The following is a 16,762-nucleotide window of genomic DNA, read 5'->3' as shown; positions in this document are numbered from 1 at the left end:
AAACTCTTAAAAGTGATTGTGCAATATCGCGCCATCATATATGATTCGGCACATAGGACTTGGATCACAGATATATGACTCATTGAAGTGGGTCACCATCAGTCCCACGAGAACCTCACACACCGCGGGGGTTCCTCCCACCCCCTCCTCATCTCGGTTAGTAAGGAGACCACAGTGCAGTTCCACCACAACGGTTATGTTTCCCAAGACCCACGCGTCCTTGAGCCAGCAGGATACGGCGTAGATCGCCCATCTGAGCTCCCAGACACCATGGACGTCCTCATCGCCGGCTCCGGCCCGGCAGGCATGATCGCAGCTGCACAGTTGGCGATGTTCCCCAACGTCAACACCCGCATTATCGAACGTCGTCCACACCGCCTCATCTTGGGCCAGGCAGACGGCATCCAGTCCCGCTCCGTGGAGACCTTCCAGGCATTCGGCTTTGCTAAGGAAATCACCGAAGAGGCTTATGAAATCACCGAGATGTCCTTCTGGAATCCGGATCCCGAAAACCACGAGCACATCAAGCGCGGTGCACGCCCAATCGATGATGAGTTTGGCATCTCCGAGTTTCCGCACCTCATCGTGAACCAGGCACGCGTCCTCGACTACTTCGCCCGCTTCGCACACCGTGCCCCGGCGCGCATCAAGCCGGACTACGGCTGGAAGTTCATCGAGCTTGAGGTCGGGGAGGGGGAGTACCCCGTCGCCGCCCACTTGGAGGATGAGAACGGCAACCCACGTACTGTCCACGCCAAATACGTCATCGGCTGTGACGGCGCAAAGTCCCGCGTCCGCAAGTCCATCAGCCGCTCCCTGAAGGGTGACCAGGCCAATCACGCATGGGGCGTTATGGACGTGGTCGTCGACACCGACTTCCCTGACTGGCGCACCAAGTGTGCAATCCACTCCAAGGCTGGCTCCATTCTTCACATCCCGCGTGAGGGCGGCTACCTCTGCCGCGTCTACGTCGACCTCGGCGTTGTTCCAGAGGGCGACAACGGCAAGGTTCGCGAGACCCCAATCGAGAAGATCATTGAGAAGGCCAACGAAATCTACTCGCCGTACTTCATCGACGTGAAGATGGTGGCGTGGCACTCCGTTTACGAGGTGGGACACCGCTTGGTCGACGCTTTCGACGACAACAACGACACCCCACGCGTCTTCCTCACCGGCGACGCTTGCCACACCCACTCCGCCAAGGCTGGCCAGGGCATGAACGTCTCCATGCAGGACGGCTTCAACATTGGCTGGAAGCTCGGCCACGTCCTCGACGGCCGCGCGCCAGAGGAGCTGCTGTGCACCTACCACGGTGAGCGCCAGCCGGCCGCCCAGAACCTCATCAACTTCGACCGCGAGTGGTCCACCCTTATGGCCACCCCTCCCGAGGAGCTCGATGATCCGGAGGCAGTAGAGAAGTACTACGTTGCTGCCGAAGAGTTCGCTGCCGGCATGATGACGCAGTACGAAGAGAACATCATCGTCGGTGACACCCAGCACCAGGATCTGGCTACTGGCTTCCCCGTGGGCAAGCGTTTCAAGTCCTTCGAGGTGCTCCGCCGCTGCGATGCCTTCAAGCTTCACCTCGGCCACCAGCACTTCGCCGACGGACGCTACCGCATCTACGCTTTTGCCGACGCCCCGAAGGCTGGCGAGGAATCCAAGCTCACCGCCTGGGCTGAGCAGATGCAAGAGATTATCGCTAAGTTCAACCCGGAAGGCGCCGATGAGAACACCTACTTTGATATCAAGGCCATCTACCAGCAGACCAACCACCACGACTACGAGATTCTCGACGCTCCGCGTCTGTTCCGCCCCTTGAACGGCAAATTCAACATCCCAAACTGGGAGAACGTCTTCAACGCGCTTTCCCCAGAGGAGGACATCTTCGAGGCCCGCGGTGTCTCCCGCGAGGGTGCGGTCGTTATCGTCCGCCCGGACCAGTACGTGGGCGCAGTTCTGCCGCTTGACGACGCCGCGGCTGTCGAGGCGTACTTCGACAAGGCACTGTTGCCAACCAAGTAAGCAACGGCTCTAAATAACAGCCACAAACAAGGCCCCGCGTAGTGTTTCACGTGAAACACAGCGCGGGGCTTAAGTTTGAAGACAATATGAGTGCGTAGCCAAGAGCTCTTCCAAGCGTTCCTCGAGCGGCTGGCGGTTTAGCTCCGCAACCCTATCGCGAAGATCGGAAGCATCGAGTTCCTCAAGAACGTGAGTTAGAACCTCTTGGGAAGATTCTTCTTGATGCTCCAGCGCGCGATAGAAAGCGGCACTCAATATGATTTGTTCCATCACCGCTATGGACTTGCCCGGAGAATATTCCGGAGCATCCGGCTCAAAGTCCCAGACCTGGACCCAGTGGAGGCCGAAGAACTTGAGAGAATTACCTTCCACGACTTCGCGGGCGTAGGTGCGGGGAAGGGCAGCGCTACGGCGGGCCGGATCGAAGATGCCGAAGACTGGCTCGCCATCGTTCTCGCCAACCACGAGCCAATCGCTGCCGTGGTATTCCACCAGCGATTGGCCGAGCACGAGTTCAACCTCATCGACGCTGAGCTTCGGAGCGACCTCACGGGCGAAAGCGTCGACATATGGCGCTTGCCATGTCTTGTGCTGCTTCAGCTTCTCATCGTCGCCGTGAACTTCCATGAAACGCCTGAAGGTCTCCGCCGCTTCCTCACGGCGCTTGGTTAGTTGTTCCGAGTACTGTTCCTGAAGTGGTGCGAGTTTGGCTTCAAGCGTGTCCATGGTCACAATCATACATAGGAGCACTCATTTTGCCTGTGTATAAAATGTGCGCGAAACCACACACATAGCACACACTCATGCTATGGTGTGTTTCATGCAACTTCTGACCAACACATCCCAGAACTGGTGGTGGCGCGCGTAACTGCGGGCCAGTTCACTCGAAACCAGAAGATTTAGGCTCGCGCTATGCGGGCCTTTCGTGGTTTTATAGCCACCACGGCGCACGCGGCGCGAATCTAAAGCTTCAAAACTCAAGAAGCCATAGACAACATTTAGCCGCGAAAGGGCACCACTAATGCCACCAACCCCTACCGCCGGAACGGTCTTCCACACCGCCTCCCAAGCGATACCTTATGAGCAGGATGCGTCGCTGCTTTTCCACCGGCTCGCGCAGTCGAAGGATAGCCTCCTCCTTGAGGCCGCCGACATCGAGTCCAAGAAGAACCTCAACTGCATCGCCGTTCTCCAGGCCGCGCTGAAAGTCACCTGCCGGGGCCAGCGCGTCACAGCCACGCCACTAACTGAAGTCGGCGAGACAATGATGGCGCGACTCAAGGATCAGCTCGGCGAGCACTTTGATGGCGAAGATTTTGTATTTAGTCTTTCCTCCAAGAGCGACGAGCGCGAGCGCCTCCGCGATGTATCGACGGCCGCTGTTCTCCGAGCCCTTCAATTAGACGCTGGTTACTCCACTCCGGATGGAGCACTTCCATTCGTCGGCGGCGGCTTTGCTTATGACTATCTCGAGAGCTTCGAGAAACTGCCCGCCGTAGGGGAGGGGCCGAACGATTATCCGGATTATGAGTTCGTCGTCGCGCAGACGCTACTGACCATCGACCACGCCACGGAGACCGCCGCGTTGCATGCGGTCGATCTGAGCGAGGAAGCGGCGTCGTCAAGCTTGGCAGAGCTCGCATCCATCGAGGCACAAGAACTGGAGCCCACTCCAAGCCGCTATCGACTCATCGCGAAAGCTTCGATGCCCGACTCCGAGTTCCGCGCCATTGTGTCACAGTTACAAAATAACGTGACTGCGGGGGACATCTACCAGGTGGTGCCCGCGCGCGCATTTTCGCTCGATTGCCCCGATGCATTCGCCGCCTACCGTCAGCTCCGCGAGACCAACCCCTCGCCGTACATGTTCTACGTGCGCGGCGCGGACTACGAACTCTTCGGTGCCTCCCCGGAGTCGAACCTGAAGTTTAATGCCTCCACCCGCGAGGTACAGCTTTATCCCATCGCCGGTACGCGCCCGCGTGGGCTCAACCCAGACGGCAGCATCAACCATGAGCTCGACATCCGCAACGAACTCGAGATGCGTACCAACAACAAGGAAGTCGCCGAGCACACCATGCTTGTGGACCTCGCCCGCAACGACCTTGCCCGCGTGGCCGTACCGCAGACCCGCAAGGTCGCGGAGCTACTCCAGGTGGACCGTTATTCGCGCGTCATGCACTTGGTTTCACGTGTAACCGCCACTCTTCACGAAGACTACGATGCCCTCGACGCATACCGCGCCTGCATGAACATGGGAACACTCACCGGCGCACCGAAGCTACGCGCGATGGAACTCATACGCGTAACCGAGGGAACCCGGCGCGGCTCCTACGGCGGGGCAGTGGGTTACCTCAAGGGCGACGGTTCTATGGATAACTGCATCGTCATCCGCTCCGCCTACGTCAAGAACGGCCAAGCCGTGGTCCAGGCAGGTGCCGGCGTAGTCCGTGATTCCGTCCCCCAAGCTGAAGCAGATGAAACCCTGCACAAGGCCTACGCAGTCCTGCACGCCATCGCTCTGGCGCACAACGCCCAATTGGAGGTTGTCCGATGACCCATTCCCCGCACGTGGTGCTCATTGATAACCACGACTCCTTTGTCTACAACCTCGTGGACGCACTCGCTGGCTACAAGACCACCATCTTCCGCAACACCGTCTCCGTCGAGGAGATTCTGGCCGCACAGCCGGACATCATCTGCCTGTCCCCAGGCCCCGGCCACCCGCGCGATGCCGGCTGCATGATGGAGCTCATCGATCACGTGCTCGGCGAGATCCCGCTTTTCGGCATCTGCCTCGGCTTCCAGGCGCTGCTGGATCACCACGGCGGAACCGTCGAGCCTTGCGGCCCGGTACACGGCAAGTCGGTGCCGATGACGCTGACCAAAGAAGGAGCCCAGCACCCGATCTTCACCGGCCTTAACGTGGACTCCGAGCCGGACAACCCGAACTATGTGGGCACGCAGGTTCCAGTGGCCCGCTACCACTCCTTGGGTTGCACGCAGATTCCCGCCGGAATGCGGGCCTTGGCGACCACGGAGACACAGATCGGTGACGTAGTGATGGCGGCCGAGACTGACGATGGAATGGCATTCGGCGTGCAGTTCCACCCGGAGTCCGTGTTGAGCCCGAAGGGTCCAATCATGTTGGAACGTTGCATCGAGAATTTATCGCTGAAATCAATTAAGGGAGAGACCAAGTAAATGGAAAATAAGAATGCACTCAAGGCCCTCCAGGGTTACCTGGATATCACCGAACCCACGGTGGAGCAGGCCATCGAGGTCTTCACCCCGTTAACCATCGGCGAATATGACGACATCCACGTCGCAGCGCTTCTCACCCATATCCGCACCCGTGGCGAGACCTTCGCCGACGTCGCCGGCGCAGCCCATGCCTTTCTCACCGCTGGCCGCCCCTTCCCGGTGACGGGGGAGGGCCTCATGGACACCGCCGGAACGGGCGGCGACGGCGCGAATACCATCAACATCACCACGGCGGCGTCGCTAGTCGCTGCGTCCGACGGCGTGAAGATGATCAAGCACGGCAACCGTTCAGTCTCCTCCAAATCGGGTTCCGCGGACGTACTCGAAGCCATGAACATTCCGCTCGACCTCAATCCACAGCGCGCCGTGAAGCAATTCGAGGCCTCGAACTTCACCTTCTTATTCGCACCCGCCTACAACCCTGCGGTGGCCCACGTGCAACCAGTGCGCAAGGCGCTAGGCATCCCCACCATCTTTAACACCCTCGGCCCACTGCTTTCTCCGGGCCGCCCGGAATTCCAGATCATGGGCATCGCGAATCCGACGCAGGGCCAACTCATCGCTGAGGTATTCAAGGAGCTCGGCCGCACCCGCGCGCTCGTGGTCCATGGCGCGGGCACCGACGAGATTGCTATCCACGGAACCACTCACGTGTGGGAACTCAACGACGGCGAGATTAAGGAATATGACATCACCCCGGAGGAGCTCGGTATCGCGCGTCACGAGCTCGCGGAGCTCGAGGGCGGCGATGGCGCCGAGAACGCCGCGCTCATCCGCAAGGTCTTCGCAGGGGAGGGCAAGCCTGCGCATTACGACGCCATCGTGGCCACCGCGGGCGCCATGTTCTACCTCTGCGGCAAGGCCGAGTCCATCGCCGCAGGCGTGGCGCACGCCAAGGAAGTCATCGACTCCGGCCAGATGGCGCAATGGCTGCGTACCCACGAGGAGGCCTACTATGGCTAGTCTGCCAACGGTGCTGGAAGGGATCGTCGCCAAGCGCCGCACGCACCTCCCTGACATTCGTGAGCGCATCGCACACGTCGACCTTCAGGCGCTGCCCAAATCGGAGCGTTCGCTTTACGACGCCCTCAAGGGCACCAACCGCTTCATCATGGAGTGTAAGTCCTCCTCGCCTTCGCTCGGTCTTATCCGCGAGCACTACGAGCCGGGCAACATTGCGCGCATCTATTCGCGTTATGCCTCTGCCATCTCGGTGCTCTGCGAGCCGGACAGGTTCGGCGGCGACTATGACCAATTGCAGACCGTCGCAATGTCGACGCACCTGCCGGTTCTGTGCAAGGACTTCATCATCGATCCGATTCAGGTCTATGCGGCGCGCTACTACGGTGCCGATGCCATCCTGTTGATGATGTCGATCGTCGATGATGAGACCTACGCCGAACTCAAGGCCCTGGCCGATTCGCTTGGCATGGATGTCCTCACCGAGGCGATCACCAAGGAAGAGGTCGACCGCGCGGTTGCCTTTGGCGTAGATATCATCGGTATTAACAACCGCAATCTGCACGATCTCAGCATCGACCTGACGCGCTCAGAGCAGCTCGCCGAGTACATTCCGGAGGGCAAGATCGTGGTCTCCGAATCTGGAATCCGCGACAACCAGACGGTGCGCCGCATCGGCGGCCACGCCAACGCCTTCCTTGTGGGTTCCCAACTAACGAGTCAGCCCGACATCGATCTCGCCGCCCGCCGCCTGGTCTACGGCGACAATAAGGTCTGCGGACTAACGTCGTGGACCGCTGCTCAAGCAGCACGTGCCGCCGGCGCTGTGTACGGCGGGCTCATTTTCGAGGAAGCCTCTCCGCGTAATGTTTCACGTGAAACTGCGCAAGACATCATAGCCCATGAGCCGGACCTGCTCTACGTTGCCGTCTCCCGCCGCATCTCCAACTTTGAAGAACTCGCCCTCGACGGCATCCACGCCATCCAGCTCCACGCGCCATACCAGGGGAGCGTTGAGGGCGAGCGTGCTCTCATCAAAGAGGCCAGCAAGCATTCCAACCACGTCTGGCGTGCCATCGATATGACGGCACCTCACGCCCCAGAGTTGGTTGCAGCGCTTGCCGACGTCGCGAATCTCTTGGTCCTCGACACCGGTTCCGGCGGCACGGGGGAGACCTTCGACTGGTCAACAGTCCCCGCTGGGATTCCCGCCCTGCTGGCGGGCGGTTTGAATCTCGCCAACCTCGAGCAGGCCCTCGCCGTAGGTACGATCGGATTAGATCTGAATTCTGGCCTCGAGACACCACGCGGTAAGGATTCTGGCCTCGAGACACCACGCGGTAAGGATTCTGGCCTCATCGCCAGGGCGTTCAGCACCATTCGTACCTACACCAAGCAGAACTAATATCCACCTCCCAACCTAAGAGGAAACACCATGACTGATACACAAGAAACCAGGGAAACCCTGCTCCCGGCCTACTTCGGTGAATTCGGCGGACAGTTCGTTCCGGAATCCCTGATTCCAGCGCTTGATCAGCTCGAAAAGGCATTCGTGGACGCACAAAACGATCCTGAATTCCGCAAGGAGCTCGCGGGCTACCTGAAGGATTACCTCGGACGCCCCACCCCACTGACCGAGGCAACCAAGCTGGGAGGTAGGGCACGCATCTTCCTCAAGCGCGAAGACCTCGTCCACGGCGGCGCACACAAGACCAACCAGGTTATCGGTCAGGCTCTGCTGGCCAAGCGCATGGGCAAGACCCGCATTATTGCGGAAACCGGCGCGGGCCAGCACGGCACCGCCACCGCCCTCGCGTGTGCGCTACTTGACCTTGATTGTGTCATTTACATGGGCACGAAGGACGTAGAGCGCCAGCAGCCCAATGTTTATCGAATGGAGCTGATGGGCGCCAAGGTAGTACCCGTTGACTCCGGCTCCGGCACCCTCAAGGACGCTGTGAACGAAGCACTGCGTGACTGGACCGCTACTTTCCATGAGTCTCACTACCTCCTCGGTACCGCAGCGGGCCCACACCCGTTCCCGACCATCGTGCGCGAGTTCCACAAGGTCATCTCCGAAGAGGCCAAGGCGCAGATGATCGAGCGGACTGGCAAGCTGCCGGACCTCGTCGTCGCCTGCGTGGGCGGCGGCTCTAACGCCATCGGCATGTTCGCTGATTTCATTGAAGACCAGGGCGTCGAGCTTGTCGGCGCGGAGCCCGGTGGCGAAGGCCTCGATTCCGGTAAGCACGGCGCCACCATCAACAACGGCACCGTCGGCATTCTCCACGGCGCGCGTTCCTACCTCATGCGCAATTCTGATGGCCAAATCGAGGAGTCCTACTCCATCTCCGCAGGCCTGGATTACCCGGGCGTCGGCCCGCAGCACGCCCACCTGTCGAAGACCGGCCGTGCCAAGTACGTCGGCATCACCGACGCCGAGGCTCTCGAGGCCTTCCAGCTGCTGAGCAAGAAGGAGGGTATCATCCCCGCCCTCGAGTCTTCTCACGCCCTGGCCTATGCGCTCAAGCGCAAGGACGAGGACATCACCATCCTCGTCTCCCTTTCCGGCCGCGGTGACAAGGACATCGACCACGTCCGCCACACTCTCGAAGAACACCCTGAACTACGCCTCCAGGAGGAGAACTAATGAGCCGCTACGACAACCTTTTTGAATCCCTGTCCGGCGAGGGCGCATTCGTTCCCTTCATCATGCTCGGAGATCCCTTCCCGGAGGTTGCCCTGGAGATCGTCCGCGCGGCTGTGGCCGGCGGCGCCGACGCCCTCGAGTTGGGCGTTCCCTTCTCCGATCCGGTAGCTGACGGCCCCACGATCCAGGCCTCCCACATCCGCGCTCTGGAGAACGGCGCTACTGTCGACGCCGCGATTGAACAGATCAAGACGATCCGCGCCGAGTTCCCTGATCTGCCCATCGGCATGCTCATCTACGGCAACGTTCCTTTCACCCGCGGCATCGAGAACTTCTACCAGGAGTTCCACGATGCGGGCGCGGACAGCATTTTGCTTCCCGACGTTCCCGTGCGTGAGGGCGCCCCATTCATCGCCGCTGCAGTCAAGGCCAACATCGACCCAATCTTCATCGCCCCGGCACAGGCAAGCGAGAAGACCCTCGCGGGCGTTGCCAAGAATTCCAAGGGCTACATTTACGCCATCTCCCGTGACGGCGTCACCGGTACCGAAAAGGCCTCCGAAACCCGCGGCCTCGACGAGGTTGTGGCTAACGTGAAGCGCTTCGGCGGCGCGCCAATCCTTCTGGGATTCGGCATCTCCACGCCGCAGCACGTCGCTGACGCAATCGCCGCTGGCGCTTCCGGCGCCATCACTGGCTCCGCAATTACGAAGATCATCGAGAAGCATGTTTCACGTGAAACCGGCACCGACATCAATGTCGAAGCACTGAAGAAGGAAATCACCGACTTCGTTGCATCAATGAAGGCGGCTACCAAGAAGTAGAAAATCCTCCCCAGGTAGGAAGAAGTGGTCATATCCCAGCGGCATGCTTGGGGCATGACCACTTTTTCATCGTTCTTCTACTACCGCAAAAGGGCATAAAAAATGACCCGGTAAAACCGGGTCATCAGGAGCAAAGAGTCTAGCTCAGTTCTTGGCGAGCAGGTTCAGCATCAGCCTCAGCCTCAAGCCCGTCAATCTTCTCGCGAGCAAAGCGGTCCACAATCATGGCGATAGCGCCATCACCGGTGACATTAGCAGCGGTTCCCACAGAGTCGATTGCAATGTAGGCGGCGATCATGAGAGCAACGAGAGATTCATCGAAGCCCATGTTCGCCTGCAGTAGGCCAACTGCCACCATTACAGCACCACCTGGAACACCCGGTGCAGCAATCATCATGATGCCCAGCAAGAAAATGAAGCTCATCGCCTTGCCGAAAGAAACATCCATATCGGTCATCGTGACGATGGCGAAGGCATAAAGCGTCAGCTTCATCATCGATCCCGATAGGTGGATGGTGGCACACAGAGGGATGACAAAGCCCGCAACTGGCTTAGAAATACCATTCTTTAATGAGGACTCAAGTGTCACCGGAATGGTTGCCGCGGAGGATGACGTACCCAGTGCAGTGAAGTACGCAGGAGCCATATTCTTCAAAGCGGTAAACGGATTCTTGCCTGAGATGATGCCAGCAAGGATGTACTGGAAGACTAGGTAAACGATGGTCATAACGACGGCAAGGATCAGCACCTTTGCAAATGCAACCAAGACGTCGCCCAGGTTTCCATTCATACCCAGCGACAGGAACATACCGAAGATGTAGATAGGCAACAACGGAATGACGAAGCCCCAAATCACCTTGACTACAACGTTCTCAAATTCCTTAGTTATTGCGTAGAGATTGTCAGACTTTACCGAAGTCATGGCTACGCCAACGCAGAAGGAAAGCAACAACGCCGACATGACCTCAAATGGCGCCGGCATCTCGACGGTGAAGTAGGGAGCGAGTGCGCCTTCCTCAATATCGGAGACATTAGTGTTGATGGACTGACCCGCCAAAAGGGTGGGGTAGAGGGCAATCGAGAGACCGTATGCAATCAGACCGGAAATGATAGTAGAGCCATAGGCAATTCCGGCTGTGATGCCAAGCCACTTACCGGCACCGCGGCCAAGGCCAGCGATAGCAGGAGCGACGAGAGCGAAGATCAAAACTGGGATGAAGAAACCCAGGAAGTTACTGAACAATCCGTTAAAGGTGGCAAAAAGACGGCCGGCCCACTCCGGGAAGAAAGAGCTGGCAATGATACCTAGGATGATCGCAACGATGATCTTGAAGAGCAAAGAGTTAGTAATACTCTTGAGGTTCATATCGTTTTCTTTTCATTGTCGTGCGCTGAGTGTGACCACAAATTTCTATTGGTCGACACGCTCAGAATATTACCAAAGTCCGTGAATAAATTACATATAACTGATGGATTATTTTGGCAGGCTACCCTCGATTTTCTTCTGACTAATTCAGGGTTAAACTAAGGGGCATGCTCGCGATCGCAATCATCTTCTTTATCCTTGCCGCTATCCTCCTCGTTGTCGGTGGGCTGGCCACCGCACGAAAACTTCCGGGCAATAGCGTTGTAGGACTTCGCCTCGTGGAGATTCGCAAATCCAAGGAGGCTTGGGATAATGCACACGCGATCGCCGGCCCGTTCTGGGCACTCGCAGGAGTCTCCCTTGTTTTCGGTGGAATCGTAGCAATCTCCGCCTCTGGTTGGATGTGGACGATCCCGGCGTTGACTTTCGTCATCGCGGTGCTTGCCCTTTCCATCGGTTCCAACATGGGCTCCCGCGCGGCATTCCTGTGGGACGAGGCCCACAAGGAAGAAGAGGGTTGCGGCGATAGCTGTAATTGCGGCGACGGTGGTTGTGGTTCGGAGGCACCCGAGGTTGATCTCGGCGCACTCCGCAAGGCCGCTGAAAAGTCAGACCACGCCTAAAAACAGTTTCAGCCCTCGATTTCGGGGCTATCTTTATACCCAATTTTAAAGACACAGTGACTAAAACGACAGGGCCCGCGCTACAGGTTAAAAACTACGTCAAGGGTGACGATATTCAGCCGTTTTGCCAGGAGATTACAGTATTGGTGGCTCACTACTGCTTGCGTATCTAACTAGTAGTTCCGTTAATCAGATTCTGAAAATCTGAAGCTGGGTAAAGTCTGGGAAGATTGCACCAAGCCGCTTGGAAACGGCGCGGAAGCGTGCCGCACGCAGAACTCGCGCGCACAATGGATGACATGAAAGAAATGAATACCAAAAGCCTCGCCGTCGCGGCAGTAGCGGTTTCCGCGATCGCCATAGGCGCCATCATCAACAACGTAGGCACCAGCGGCGCCGACAAACAAGATTCTGCATTAGCCATTTACGACGATCTCGGAAACGAGGTTGGGTCTTACGATCTCGGGGGAGCAAACGCAGACTCTGTTCCCACTTGGGACCTAGAAGTCTAAAGAGTGAGATAGCTTAGAGAGTGAGATAGTCTAGAAACATGAATACGTGCTCTCGTCGTATGTTCCTCCTCGGCACCGCAACAACATTCGCCGGCGCCTACCTTGCTGCGTGCGGCAAGGAGCCAAGCGCAGAGATCGCCGCCACTGAGATCCCAGTGGGCTCGGCGGTCATGGTGGACAAAGTGATCTTTGTCCAGCCAACAGAAGGGGAGTTTAAGGCATACTCCCAAACCTGCCCTCACCAGGGAAGCTTGATTACCAAGATTGATGGCATGACCGCCACCTGCACTTCCCACTTCACGTCTTATGACCTTGCTGACGGTTCGGTCATCGACGGCCCGGGCACCAAGCCACTGACCGAGTACGGCGTCGAGTCGGACGGCACCACCGTCAAGAACGTCTCTGCTTAAGCCACAACAGCGCTTTAAATTAACACTATTGAATTACGGCGCTGACCATCTAGAGCTTTTGGCCCCGGAAGCATGAGAGTGTTTCACGTGAATCCATTGTTTCACGTGAAACATCATAATTACTTTGCACGGCTATAGGAGGGGAGGGGCTCCAATGGCTCACCCAGTTCCTCAGCCGCGTGGCGTGCCCAGTAGGCGTCCTTCAATGCGGCACGCCCAATCTCGATGACATCAGCACGATCATCTGAAAGAATCTGCTCCGCGTGCTGCGCCTCGGTAATGAGACCCACCGTTGATACTGGAAGCCCCGACTCTCGAACGCGCGTGGCGTACTCCACCTGATACTCGTGACCCACGGGGATCTCGGCGTGCTCGTTGCCGCCAGTAGAAACATCGACGAAGTCAACGTCATGTTCCCGCAAGAGCCTGGCAAATTCGATGGTTTGCTCCACGTCCCAGGCAAGACGGCCAGTAACCCAATCAGTTGCCGAAACGCGCATGATCAACGGCATCCCCTGAGGGATAACAGCACGAACCGCATCAACCACCTCAAGAGGGAAGCGGACGCGGTTTTCAAAGCTGCCACCGTAGGAGTCGATACGCTGATTGCTCAACGGACTCAAGAAGTTGTGTAGCAGGTAGCCATGGGCACCGTGCAGTTCAATGGTGTCGAAACCGGCCTCAACGGCACGCTTCGCCGCAGCGGCAAAATGCTCGACGGTTGCAGCGATTTCCTGCGCGCTCATCTCGCGCGGGGCAGTGTAACCCGGGTAGCTAATCGCGGAAGGGCCTATCGTTTCCCAGCCGCCCTCCTCTAGCGGGACCGAGCCGCGGGCATAGCCAGGCAGCATCGGATGAGTCGATGCCTTGCGGCCGGCGTGGCCAAGCTGGATGCCGATCGGCGCGTTAAGGCTGTGGGAAAACTCGACAATCTCTTTCCACTTGTCGCGCTGTTCATCATTCCAGATTCCGGCGCAATTAGGGGAGATCCTGCCTTCGGGGGATACAGCGGTAGCTTCGACAATGATGAGGCCAAAACCGCCGGCCGCACGGGAGCCGTAATGAACTAAATGCCAATCCTGCGGAAGACCCTCTACCGCCTGGTACTGACAAATCGGCGGTAGCCACGCACGGTTGGGGAACTCGAAGTCACGCAGGATAATCGGAGAAAATAGTTTAGTCATGGGCCAATGCTACCGATATGCTTTGAGGATGACTTCGCGCCTAAAGAAGATAGATCCGCTTATTCTCCTCATCATTTCCGCAGTGGTCGTGGCGATCATCTTTCCGGCACGCGGCCACTTTGCTGAGGTCTTTGACTCGCTGACCAACGTGGTCATCGCGTTGCTGTTCTACCTCTACGGCGCACGCCTGTCCACACAAGAAGCCCTCAACGGTCTGAAGAACTGGCGCCTACACCTGACTATCTTGGCGTTTACCTTCGTCCTGTACCCGATCCTCGGCTTGGCTCTGCGCCCGCTAACTCTGTTCATTTCCCACGACATGTACCTCGGCATCTTGTACCTCACCTTGGTGCCGTCCACCGTCCAGTCCTCCGTGGCATTTACGTCAGTGGCCAAGGGAAACATCGCCGGCGCAATCGTGTCAGCGTCGGCATCGAACCTAGTGGGCGTCATCATGACGCCGCTGTTGGTCATGGCTCTGATGGGCGCTGGAAATGGCATCTCTATCGACAGCTCAGTCTTCGTCGAAATCAGCCTCCTGTTGCTTGCACCATTCATCCTCGGCCAGCTAACCCGTAAGTGGGTCAAGGACTTCGCAGCAAGCAAAGGCACGAAGATTGTCGACCGCGGCTCCATCACAATGGTGGTCTACGCCGCGTTCTCCAAGGGAGTAGTCGATGGCATCTGGGACTCAATCAGCATCTGGGAGATTGTGTTCTTAGTCGTCCTATCGATCTTGATGGTTGCCTTTATGCTCTGGCTCACCAAGACCCTGGGCTCCAAGCTTGGCTTCCCCCGCGCAGACGTCATTGCCATCGAATTCTGTGGTTCTAAGAAGTCCCTCGCTACAGGACTACCGATGGCCTCGGTCATCTTCGCCTCCGGCAGCACCTCGCTGGGCCTGCTGATTCTGCCACTCATGATCTACCACCAGGTTCAGCTCATGATCTGCTCCTGGCTCGCGGCCCGGTATGCTGGGCAGTCATGAGCACTCTGATGTACGTCCGCACCACCATGGAAGTTCCCGGCGTAGGTTCCGCCATCCACATCGCGGAGATGGAAGAGGTTGACGTTAATACCTGCACCATGCTGCGCATGATTGCGCTGGCGCCAAACGACGCCGTCGCAGGCGCAGCCACTCCTTCCAAAGCCGTGGGAAACGCAGACATTCCCCAGCGCCAGGTACCACATCCCAACACCTACAACGACTTCCCCGACATCACGGCAGAGCACATTTCCGCTGACGACTTCGCGGCGCTGTGGCGCGAAGCAGTGGCTCTTTACGGAGAACTTTAGAATACGAAGTTAACCAGCACCATGTAGGCAGCGGTGCCGCCAAAGATGGAGAGGGCCGAGTCCTTCCTCCACCAGTGCAGCCCGGCAGTAATCGCCACACCAATCAGAGCGGCGAGGATTCCGCCGGGCGCTTCTTTTTGCCCAAAGACCGTATAGACCACGAGCACTGTCATAACGCCGACAGGCATCGTCATTCCAAGCAGGCCAATAAACTGACTGCCCTTGAGCGCCTTGATGAAGTAATAGGGAAGCTACCTAAGCAACACGGTAACGATGCAGATCGGGATGAGGACTGCAGCGACCATGGAGAGGGTTACACCGGCTGGCATTAGCGCTCACCCTTTCGCAGCACCATCGCAGAATCCAGACGCGGCGAGAAGAAGCGTAGGAGGAGCAAGCAGAAATAAGCCACCAACGCCACCATGAGAACCTGGCCAGGAAAGAGCACCGTGGCGAGAATGCCGCAGACTGCAGCAGACAAAGGCAGCGAGTAGTCCTTATTGTTGTGAAAAGAATCCATGGCCAAAACTACGAAGAGCGCCACGAGAGCGAACTCGAGTCCTTTAACGTTTGGCGGGATAATCTGCCCAGCCAGCGCACCCACGATGCCGCTGAGCACCCACAATAACTGACAAAAGACCTGGATGGTGAGAATGTGGACACCGGACAATCGCTCGTCACGCGGCTTGGCGGAAACGATGGCATAAGACTCGTCCGTGAGGGCATACGTGGAATAGGCGCGGCCCAAGAAGCTCTTAATATTGTCCCGCGGGAACGTGAGGCCATAAAAGATGTGGCGGAAGTTCACCATGAAAGCGGTGACCAACGAGGTAATCGCACTCGTTCCACCAGTGACCATGCTGATTGCGAGAAACTCCATCGATCCGGCGTAAATCACCACTGAAAAATGGGTGCCCACCACCATGCGAAGCCGGTTTGGACAATCAAAATTCCGAAGGCGAGGCCGAGTGGGACAAGACCCACGGCCACCGCCCATGTATCTTTCAGTCCCTTCAGTATCTCCTCGCGCATGAGGAAATACTAGAACACTAGTTATCGTCGATGTTCGCAGGGTAAGTGGAGTACAAAGGCAGCGGCATCGGCTGGCGCTTCATCACGTCGCCCCACAGATCCGCCGCGCCAGGTGTCAGGACATCTTGAGCAAGTGCGGGAGCCACGTACCAATCGCCCCGCTCAATCTCTTCTGAGAGTTGGCCAGGGCCCCACTCGGCGTAGCCGGCGAAAAGCCGCGCGCCGGTGACGAGTTCAGCGATGTCCTCGGGTTCTGAGCGCAAATCGACATGAACGAGGCGCGGGGCCAGCTTGTTGAGCTGCGGGTGCTCCTCGATGCGAACGCCCTGTTTGGCCATTCCGAGGGCCACAACGGACTGCTGATTCAGCGGTCCACCGATGTACAGGGCCTGGGGCTTAGCCACGACCGGCAGCCACTCGGGCAGCACGTTAAAGACGGCCACCTCCGAGCGCTTGGTCAGGTCCACGCCAAAGGTCATCATGTCATTGTGCTCAATGACAAGGATGACGGAGCGAGCAAACTCAGGGGAGAGCATTCCCGGCGCGGCGACGAGCAGTTGACCCGGTCCTGGTTCGTTGCGCTCTAGGGCGTTGAAAAGTCTGTCGGCATACATGT

At 58.0% G+C, this 16,762-nt stretch carries 16 protein-coding genes and 2 pseudogenes; 12 read left to right on the top strand and 6 right to left on the bottom strand.

Annotated elements, in window-relative coordinates; genetic code table 11:
• The first annotated feature begins 174 nt into the window (after window positions 1-174).
• Entirely contained in the window at window positions 175-2,025 is a 1,851-nt protein-coding gene (locus tag CHU71_RS00890) for an FAD-dependent monooxygenase (RefSeq protein WP_147759899.1), read from the top strand.
• Between the two features lie 69 nt (window positions 2,026-2,094).
• On the opposite strand, the gene CHU71_RS00885 is transcribed toward CHU71_RS00890, so the two are convergent.
• Window positions 2,095-2,751 carry a hypothetical protein gene (locus CHU71_RS00885; protein ID WP_147759898.1) on the bottom strand — a complete coding sequence of 219 codons (657 nt, stop codon included), beginning with the start codon at window positions 2,749-2,751 and terminating at the stop codon, window positions 2,095-2,097.
• A 295-nt stretch (window positions 2,752-3,046) separates the two neighbouring features.
• Between CHU71_RS00885 and CHU71_RS00880 the strand changes: the two genes are divergently transcribed.
• Genes CHU71_RS00880 through trpA form a run of 6 tightly spaced genes read left to right on the top strand, consistent with a single transcriptional unit; the run spans window position 3,047 to window position 9,723 of the window.
• Entirely contained in the window at window positions 3,047-4,582 is a 1,536-nt protein-coding gene (locus CHU71_RS00880; RefSeq protein WP_147759897.1) for an anthranilate synthase component 1, read from the top strand.
• Entirely contained in the window at window positions 4,579-5,229 is a 651-nt protein-coding gene (locus CHU71_RS00875) for an anthranilate synthase component II (RefSeq protein WP_147759896.1), read from the top strand. Before CHU71_RS00880 ends, CHU71_RS00875 begins: the two co-directional genes overlap by 4 nt.
• Window positions 5,230-6,252, top strand: coding sequence for an anthranilate phosphoribosyltransferase (trpD, locus tag CHU71_RS00870; RefSeq protein WP_147759895.1), 1,023 nt, complete (start codon window positions 5,230-5,232; stop codon window positions 6,250-6,252). It abuts the gene before it with no gap.
• Window positions 6,245-7,654, top strand: coding sequence for a bifunctional indole-3-glycerol-phosphate synthase TrpC/phosphoribosylanthranilate isomerase TrpF (gene trpCF, locus CHU71_RS00865; RefSeq protein WP_147759894.1), 1,410 nt, complete (start codon window positions 6,245-6,247; stop codon window positions 7,652-7,654). Before trpD ends, trpCF begins: the two co-directional genes overlap by 8 nt.
• 30 nt (window positions 7,655-7,684) lie before the next feature.
• Entirely contained in the window at window positions 7,685-8,899 is a 1,215-nt protein-coding gene (trpB, locus tag CHU71_RS00860; RefSeq protein ID WP_147759893.1) for a tryptophan synthase subunit beta, read from the top strand.
• Complete coding sequence (gene trpA, locus CHU71_RS00855) at window positions 8,899-9,723, top strand: tryptophan synthase subunit alpha (protein WP_147759892.1); 825 nt, start codon at window positions 8,899-8,901, stop codon at window positions 9,721-9,723. The genes trpB and trpA overlap by 1 nt, the downstream gene beginning before the upstream one ends.
• Before the next feature lie 139 nt (window positions 9,724-9,862).
• Here trpA and CHU71_RS00850 read toward each other — a convergent pair whose 3' ends face one another.
• Window positions 9,863-11,089, bottom strand: coding sequence for a dicarboxylate/amino acid:cation symporter (locus CHU71_RS00850; RefSeq protein WP_100086711.1), 1,227 nt, complete (start codon window positions 11,087-11,089; stop codon window positions 9,863-9,865).
• A gap of 167 nt (window positions 11,090-11,256) precedes the next feature.
• On the opposite strand from CHU71_RS00850, the gene CHU71_RS00845 reads away from it, so the two are divergent.
• From CHU71_RS00845 to CHU71_RS00835, 3 genes are all read left to right on the top strand, one after another.
• Complete coding sequence (locus CHU71_RS00845) at window positions 11,257-11,712, top strand: SdpI family protein (protein WP_005530735.1); 456 nt, start codon at window positions 11,257-11,259, stop codon at window positions 11,710-11,712.
• A gap of 299 nt (window positions 11,713-12,011) precedes the next feature.
• Window positions 12,012-12,224 (top strand): hypothetical protein, encoded by a 213-nt coding sequence (locus tag CHU71_RS00840; RefSeq protein WP_239298894.1) that lies wholly within the window; start codon window positions 12,012-12,014, stop codon window positions 12,222-12,224.
• 38 nt (window positions 12,225-12,262) lie between these two features.
• Window positions 12,263-12,634: a Rieske (2Fe-2S) protein gene (locus tag CHU71_RS00835; protein ID WP_100086708.1), complete on the top strand. Its 372-nt coding sequence runs from the start codon at window positions 12,263-12,265 to the stop codon at window positions 12,632-12,634.
• Between the two features lie 119 nt (window positions 12,635-12,753).
• Here the strand turns inward: CHU71_RS00835 and CHU71_RS00830 are convergent, their stop codons facing one another.
• Entirely contained in the window at window positions 12,754-13,818 is a 1,065-nt protein-coding gene (locus CHU71_RS00830) for an NADH:flavin oxidoreductase/NADH oxidase (RefSeq protein WP_147759891.1), read from the bottom strand.
• Window positions 13,819-13,846: 28 nt separating this feature from the next.
• Here CHU71_RS00830 and CHU71_RS00825 point away from each other — a divergent pair, with 28 nt between their 5' ends.
• Together CHU71_RS00825 and CHU71_RS00820 are read left to right on the top strand one after the other, a co-directional pair.
• Complete coding sequence (locus tag CHU71_RS00825) at window positions 13,847-14,806, top strand: bile acid:sodium symporter family protein (protein WP_147759890.1); 960 nt, start codon at window positions 13,847-13,849, stop codon at window positions 14,804-14,806.
• Window positions 14,803-15,114, top strand: coding sequence for a hypothetical protein (locus CHU71_RS00820; protein WP_049146217.1), 312 nt, complete (start codon window positions 14,803-14,805; stop codon window positions 15,112-15,114). Before CHU71_RS00825 ends, CHU71_RS00820 begins: the two co-directional genes overlap by 4 nt.
• Here CHU71_RS00820 and CHU71_RS00815 read toward each other — a convergent pair.
• From CHU71_RS00815 to CHU71_RS00805, 3 genes and pseudogenes are all read right to left on the bottom strand, one after another.
• Window positions 15,111-15,443, bottom strand: a pseudogene (locus CHU71_RS00815) (branched-chain amino acid transporter permease). The gene CHU71_RS00820 and the pseudogene CHU71_RS00815 sit on opposite strands and share 4 nt — an antisense overlap.
• Window positions 15,443-16,146: pseudogene (locus tag CHU71_RS00810) on the bottom strand (AzlC family ABC transporter permease). The pseudogenes CHU71_RS00815 and CHU71_RS00810 overlap by 1 nt, the downstream one beginning before the upstream one ends.
• 17 nt (window positions 16,147-16,163) lie before the next feature.
• Window positions 16,164-16,760 carry a YqgE/AlgH family protein gene (locus tag CHU71_RS00805; RefSeq protein WP_100086702.1) on the bottom strand — a complete coding sequence of 199 codons (597 nt, stop codon included), beginning with the start codon at window positions 16,758-16,760 and terminating at the stop codon, window positions 16,164-16,166.
• Between the last annotated feature and the right edge of the window lie 2 nt (window positions 16,761-16,762).

This window comes from Corynebacterium sp. LK14, assembly GCF_008042215.1.
Classification (GTDB): Bacteria; Actinomycetota; Actinomycetes; order Mycobacteriales; family Mycobacteriaceae; genus Corynebacterium; species Corynebacterium striatum.
This window is presented reverse-complemented; position numbering and strand designations above follow the sequence as displayed.

Excerpts from the sequence above, each read along its gene's own strand:
- CHU71_RS00845 (WP_005530735.1), top strand. The coding sequence starts at position 11,257 with ATGCTCGCGATCGCAATCATCTTCTTTATCCTTGCCGCTATCCTCCTC.
- trpCF (WP_147759894.1), top strand. The coding sequence starts at position 6,245 with ATGGCTAGTCTGCCAACGGTGCTGGAAGGGATCGTCGCCAAGCGCCGC.
- CHU71_RS00825 (WP_147759890.1), top strand. The coding sequence starts at position 13,847 with ATGACTTCGCGCCTAAAGAAGATAGATCCGCTTATTCTCCTCATCATT.
- CHU71_RS00875 (WP_147759896.1), top strand. The coding sequence starts at position 4,579 with ATGACCCATTCCCCGCACGTGGTGCTCATTGATAACCACGACTCCTTT.
- trpD (WP_147759895.1), top strand. The coding sequence starts at position 5,230 with ATGGAAAATAAGAATGCACTCAAGGCCCTCCAGGGTTACCTGGATATC.
- CHU71_RS00835 (WP_100086708.1), top strand. The coding sequence starts at position 12,263 with ATGAATACGTGCTCTCGTCGTATGTTCCTCCTCGGCACCGCAACAACA.
- trpB (WP_147759893.1), top strand. The coding sequence starts at position 7,685 with ATGACTGATACACAAGAAACCAGGGAAACCCTGCTCCCGGCCTACTTC.
- CHU71_RS00840 (WP_239298894.1), top strand. The coding sequence starts at position 12,012 with ATGAAAGAAATGAATACCAAAAGCCTCGCCGTCGCGGCAGTAGCGGTT.
- CHU71_RS00885 (WP_147759898.1), bottom strand. The coding sequence starts at position 2,751 with ATGGACACGCTTGAAGCCAAACTCGCACCACTTCAGGAACAGTACTCG.
- CHU71_RS00830 (WP_147759891.1), bottom strand. The coding sequence starts at position 13,818 with ATGACTAAACTATTTTCTCCGATTATCCTGCGTGACTTCGAGTTCCCC.
- CHU71_RS00850 (WP_100086711.1), bottom strand. The coding sequence starts at position 11,089 with ATGAACCTCAAGAGTATTACTAACTCTTTGCTCTTCAAGATCATCGTT.
- trpA (WP_147759892.1), top strand. The coding sequence starts at position 8,899 with ATGAGCCGCTACGACAACCTTTTTGAATCCCTGTCCGGCGAGGGCGCA.
- CHU71_RS00880 (WP_147759897.1), top strand. The coding sequence starts at position 3,047 with ATGCCACCAACCCCTACCGCCGGAACGGTCTTCCACACCGCCTCCCAA.
- CHU71_RS00805 (WP_100086702.1), bottom strand. The coding sequence starts at position 16,760 with ATGTATGCCGACAGACTTTTCAACGCCCTAGAGCGCAACGAACCAGGA.
- CHU71_RS00820 (WP_049146217.1), top strand. The coding sequence starts at position 14,803 with ATGAGCACTCTGATGTACGTCCGCACCACCATGGAAGTTCCCGGCGTA.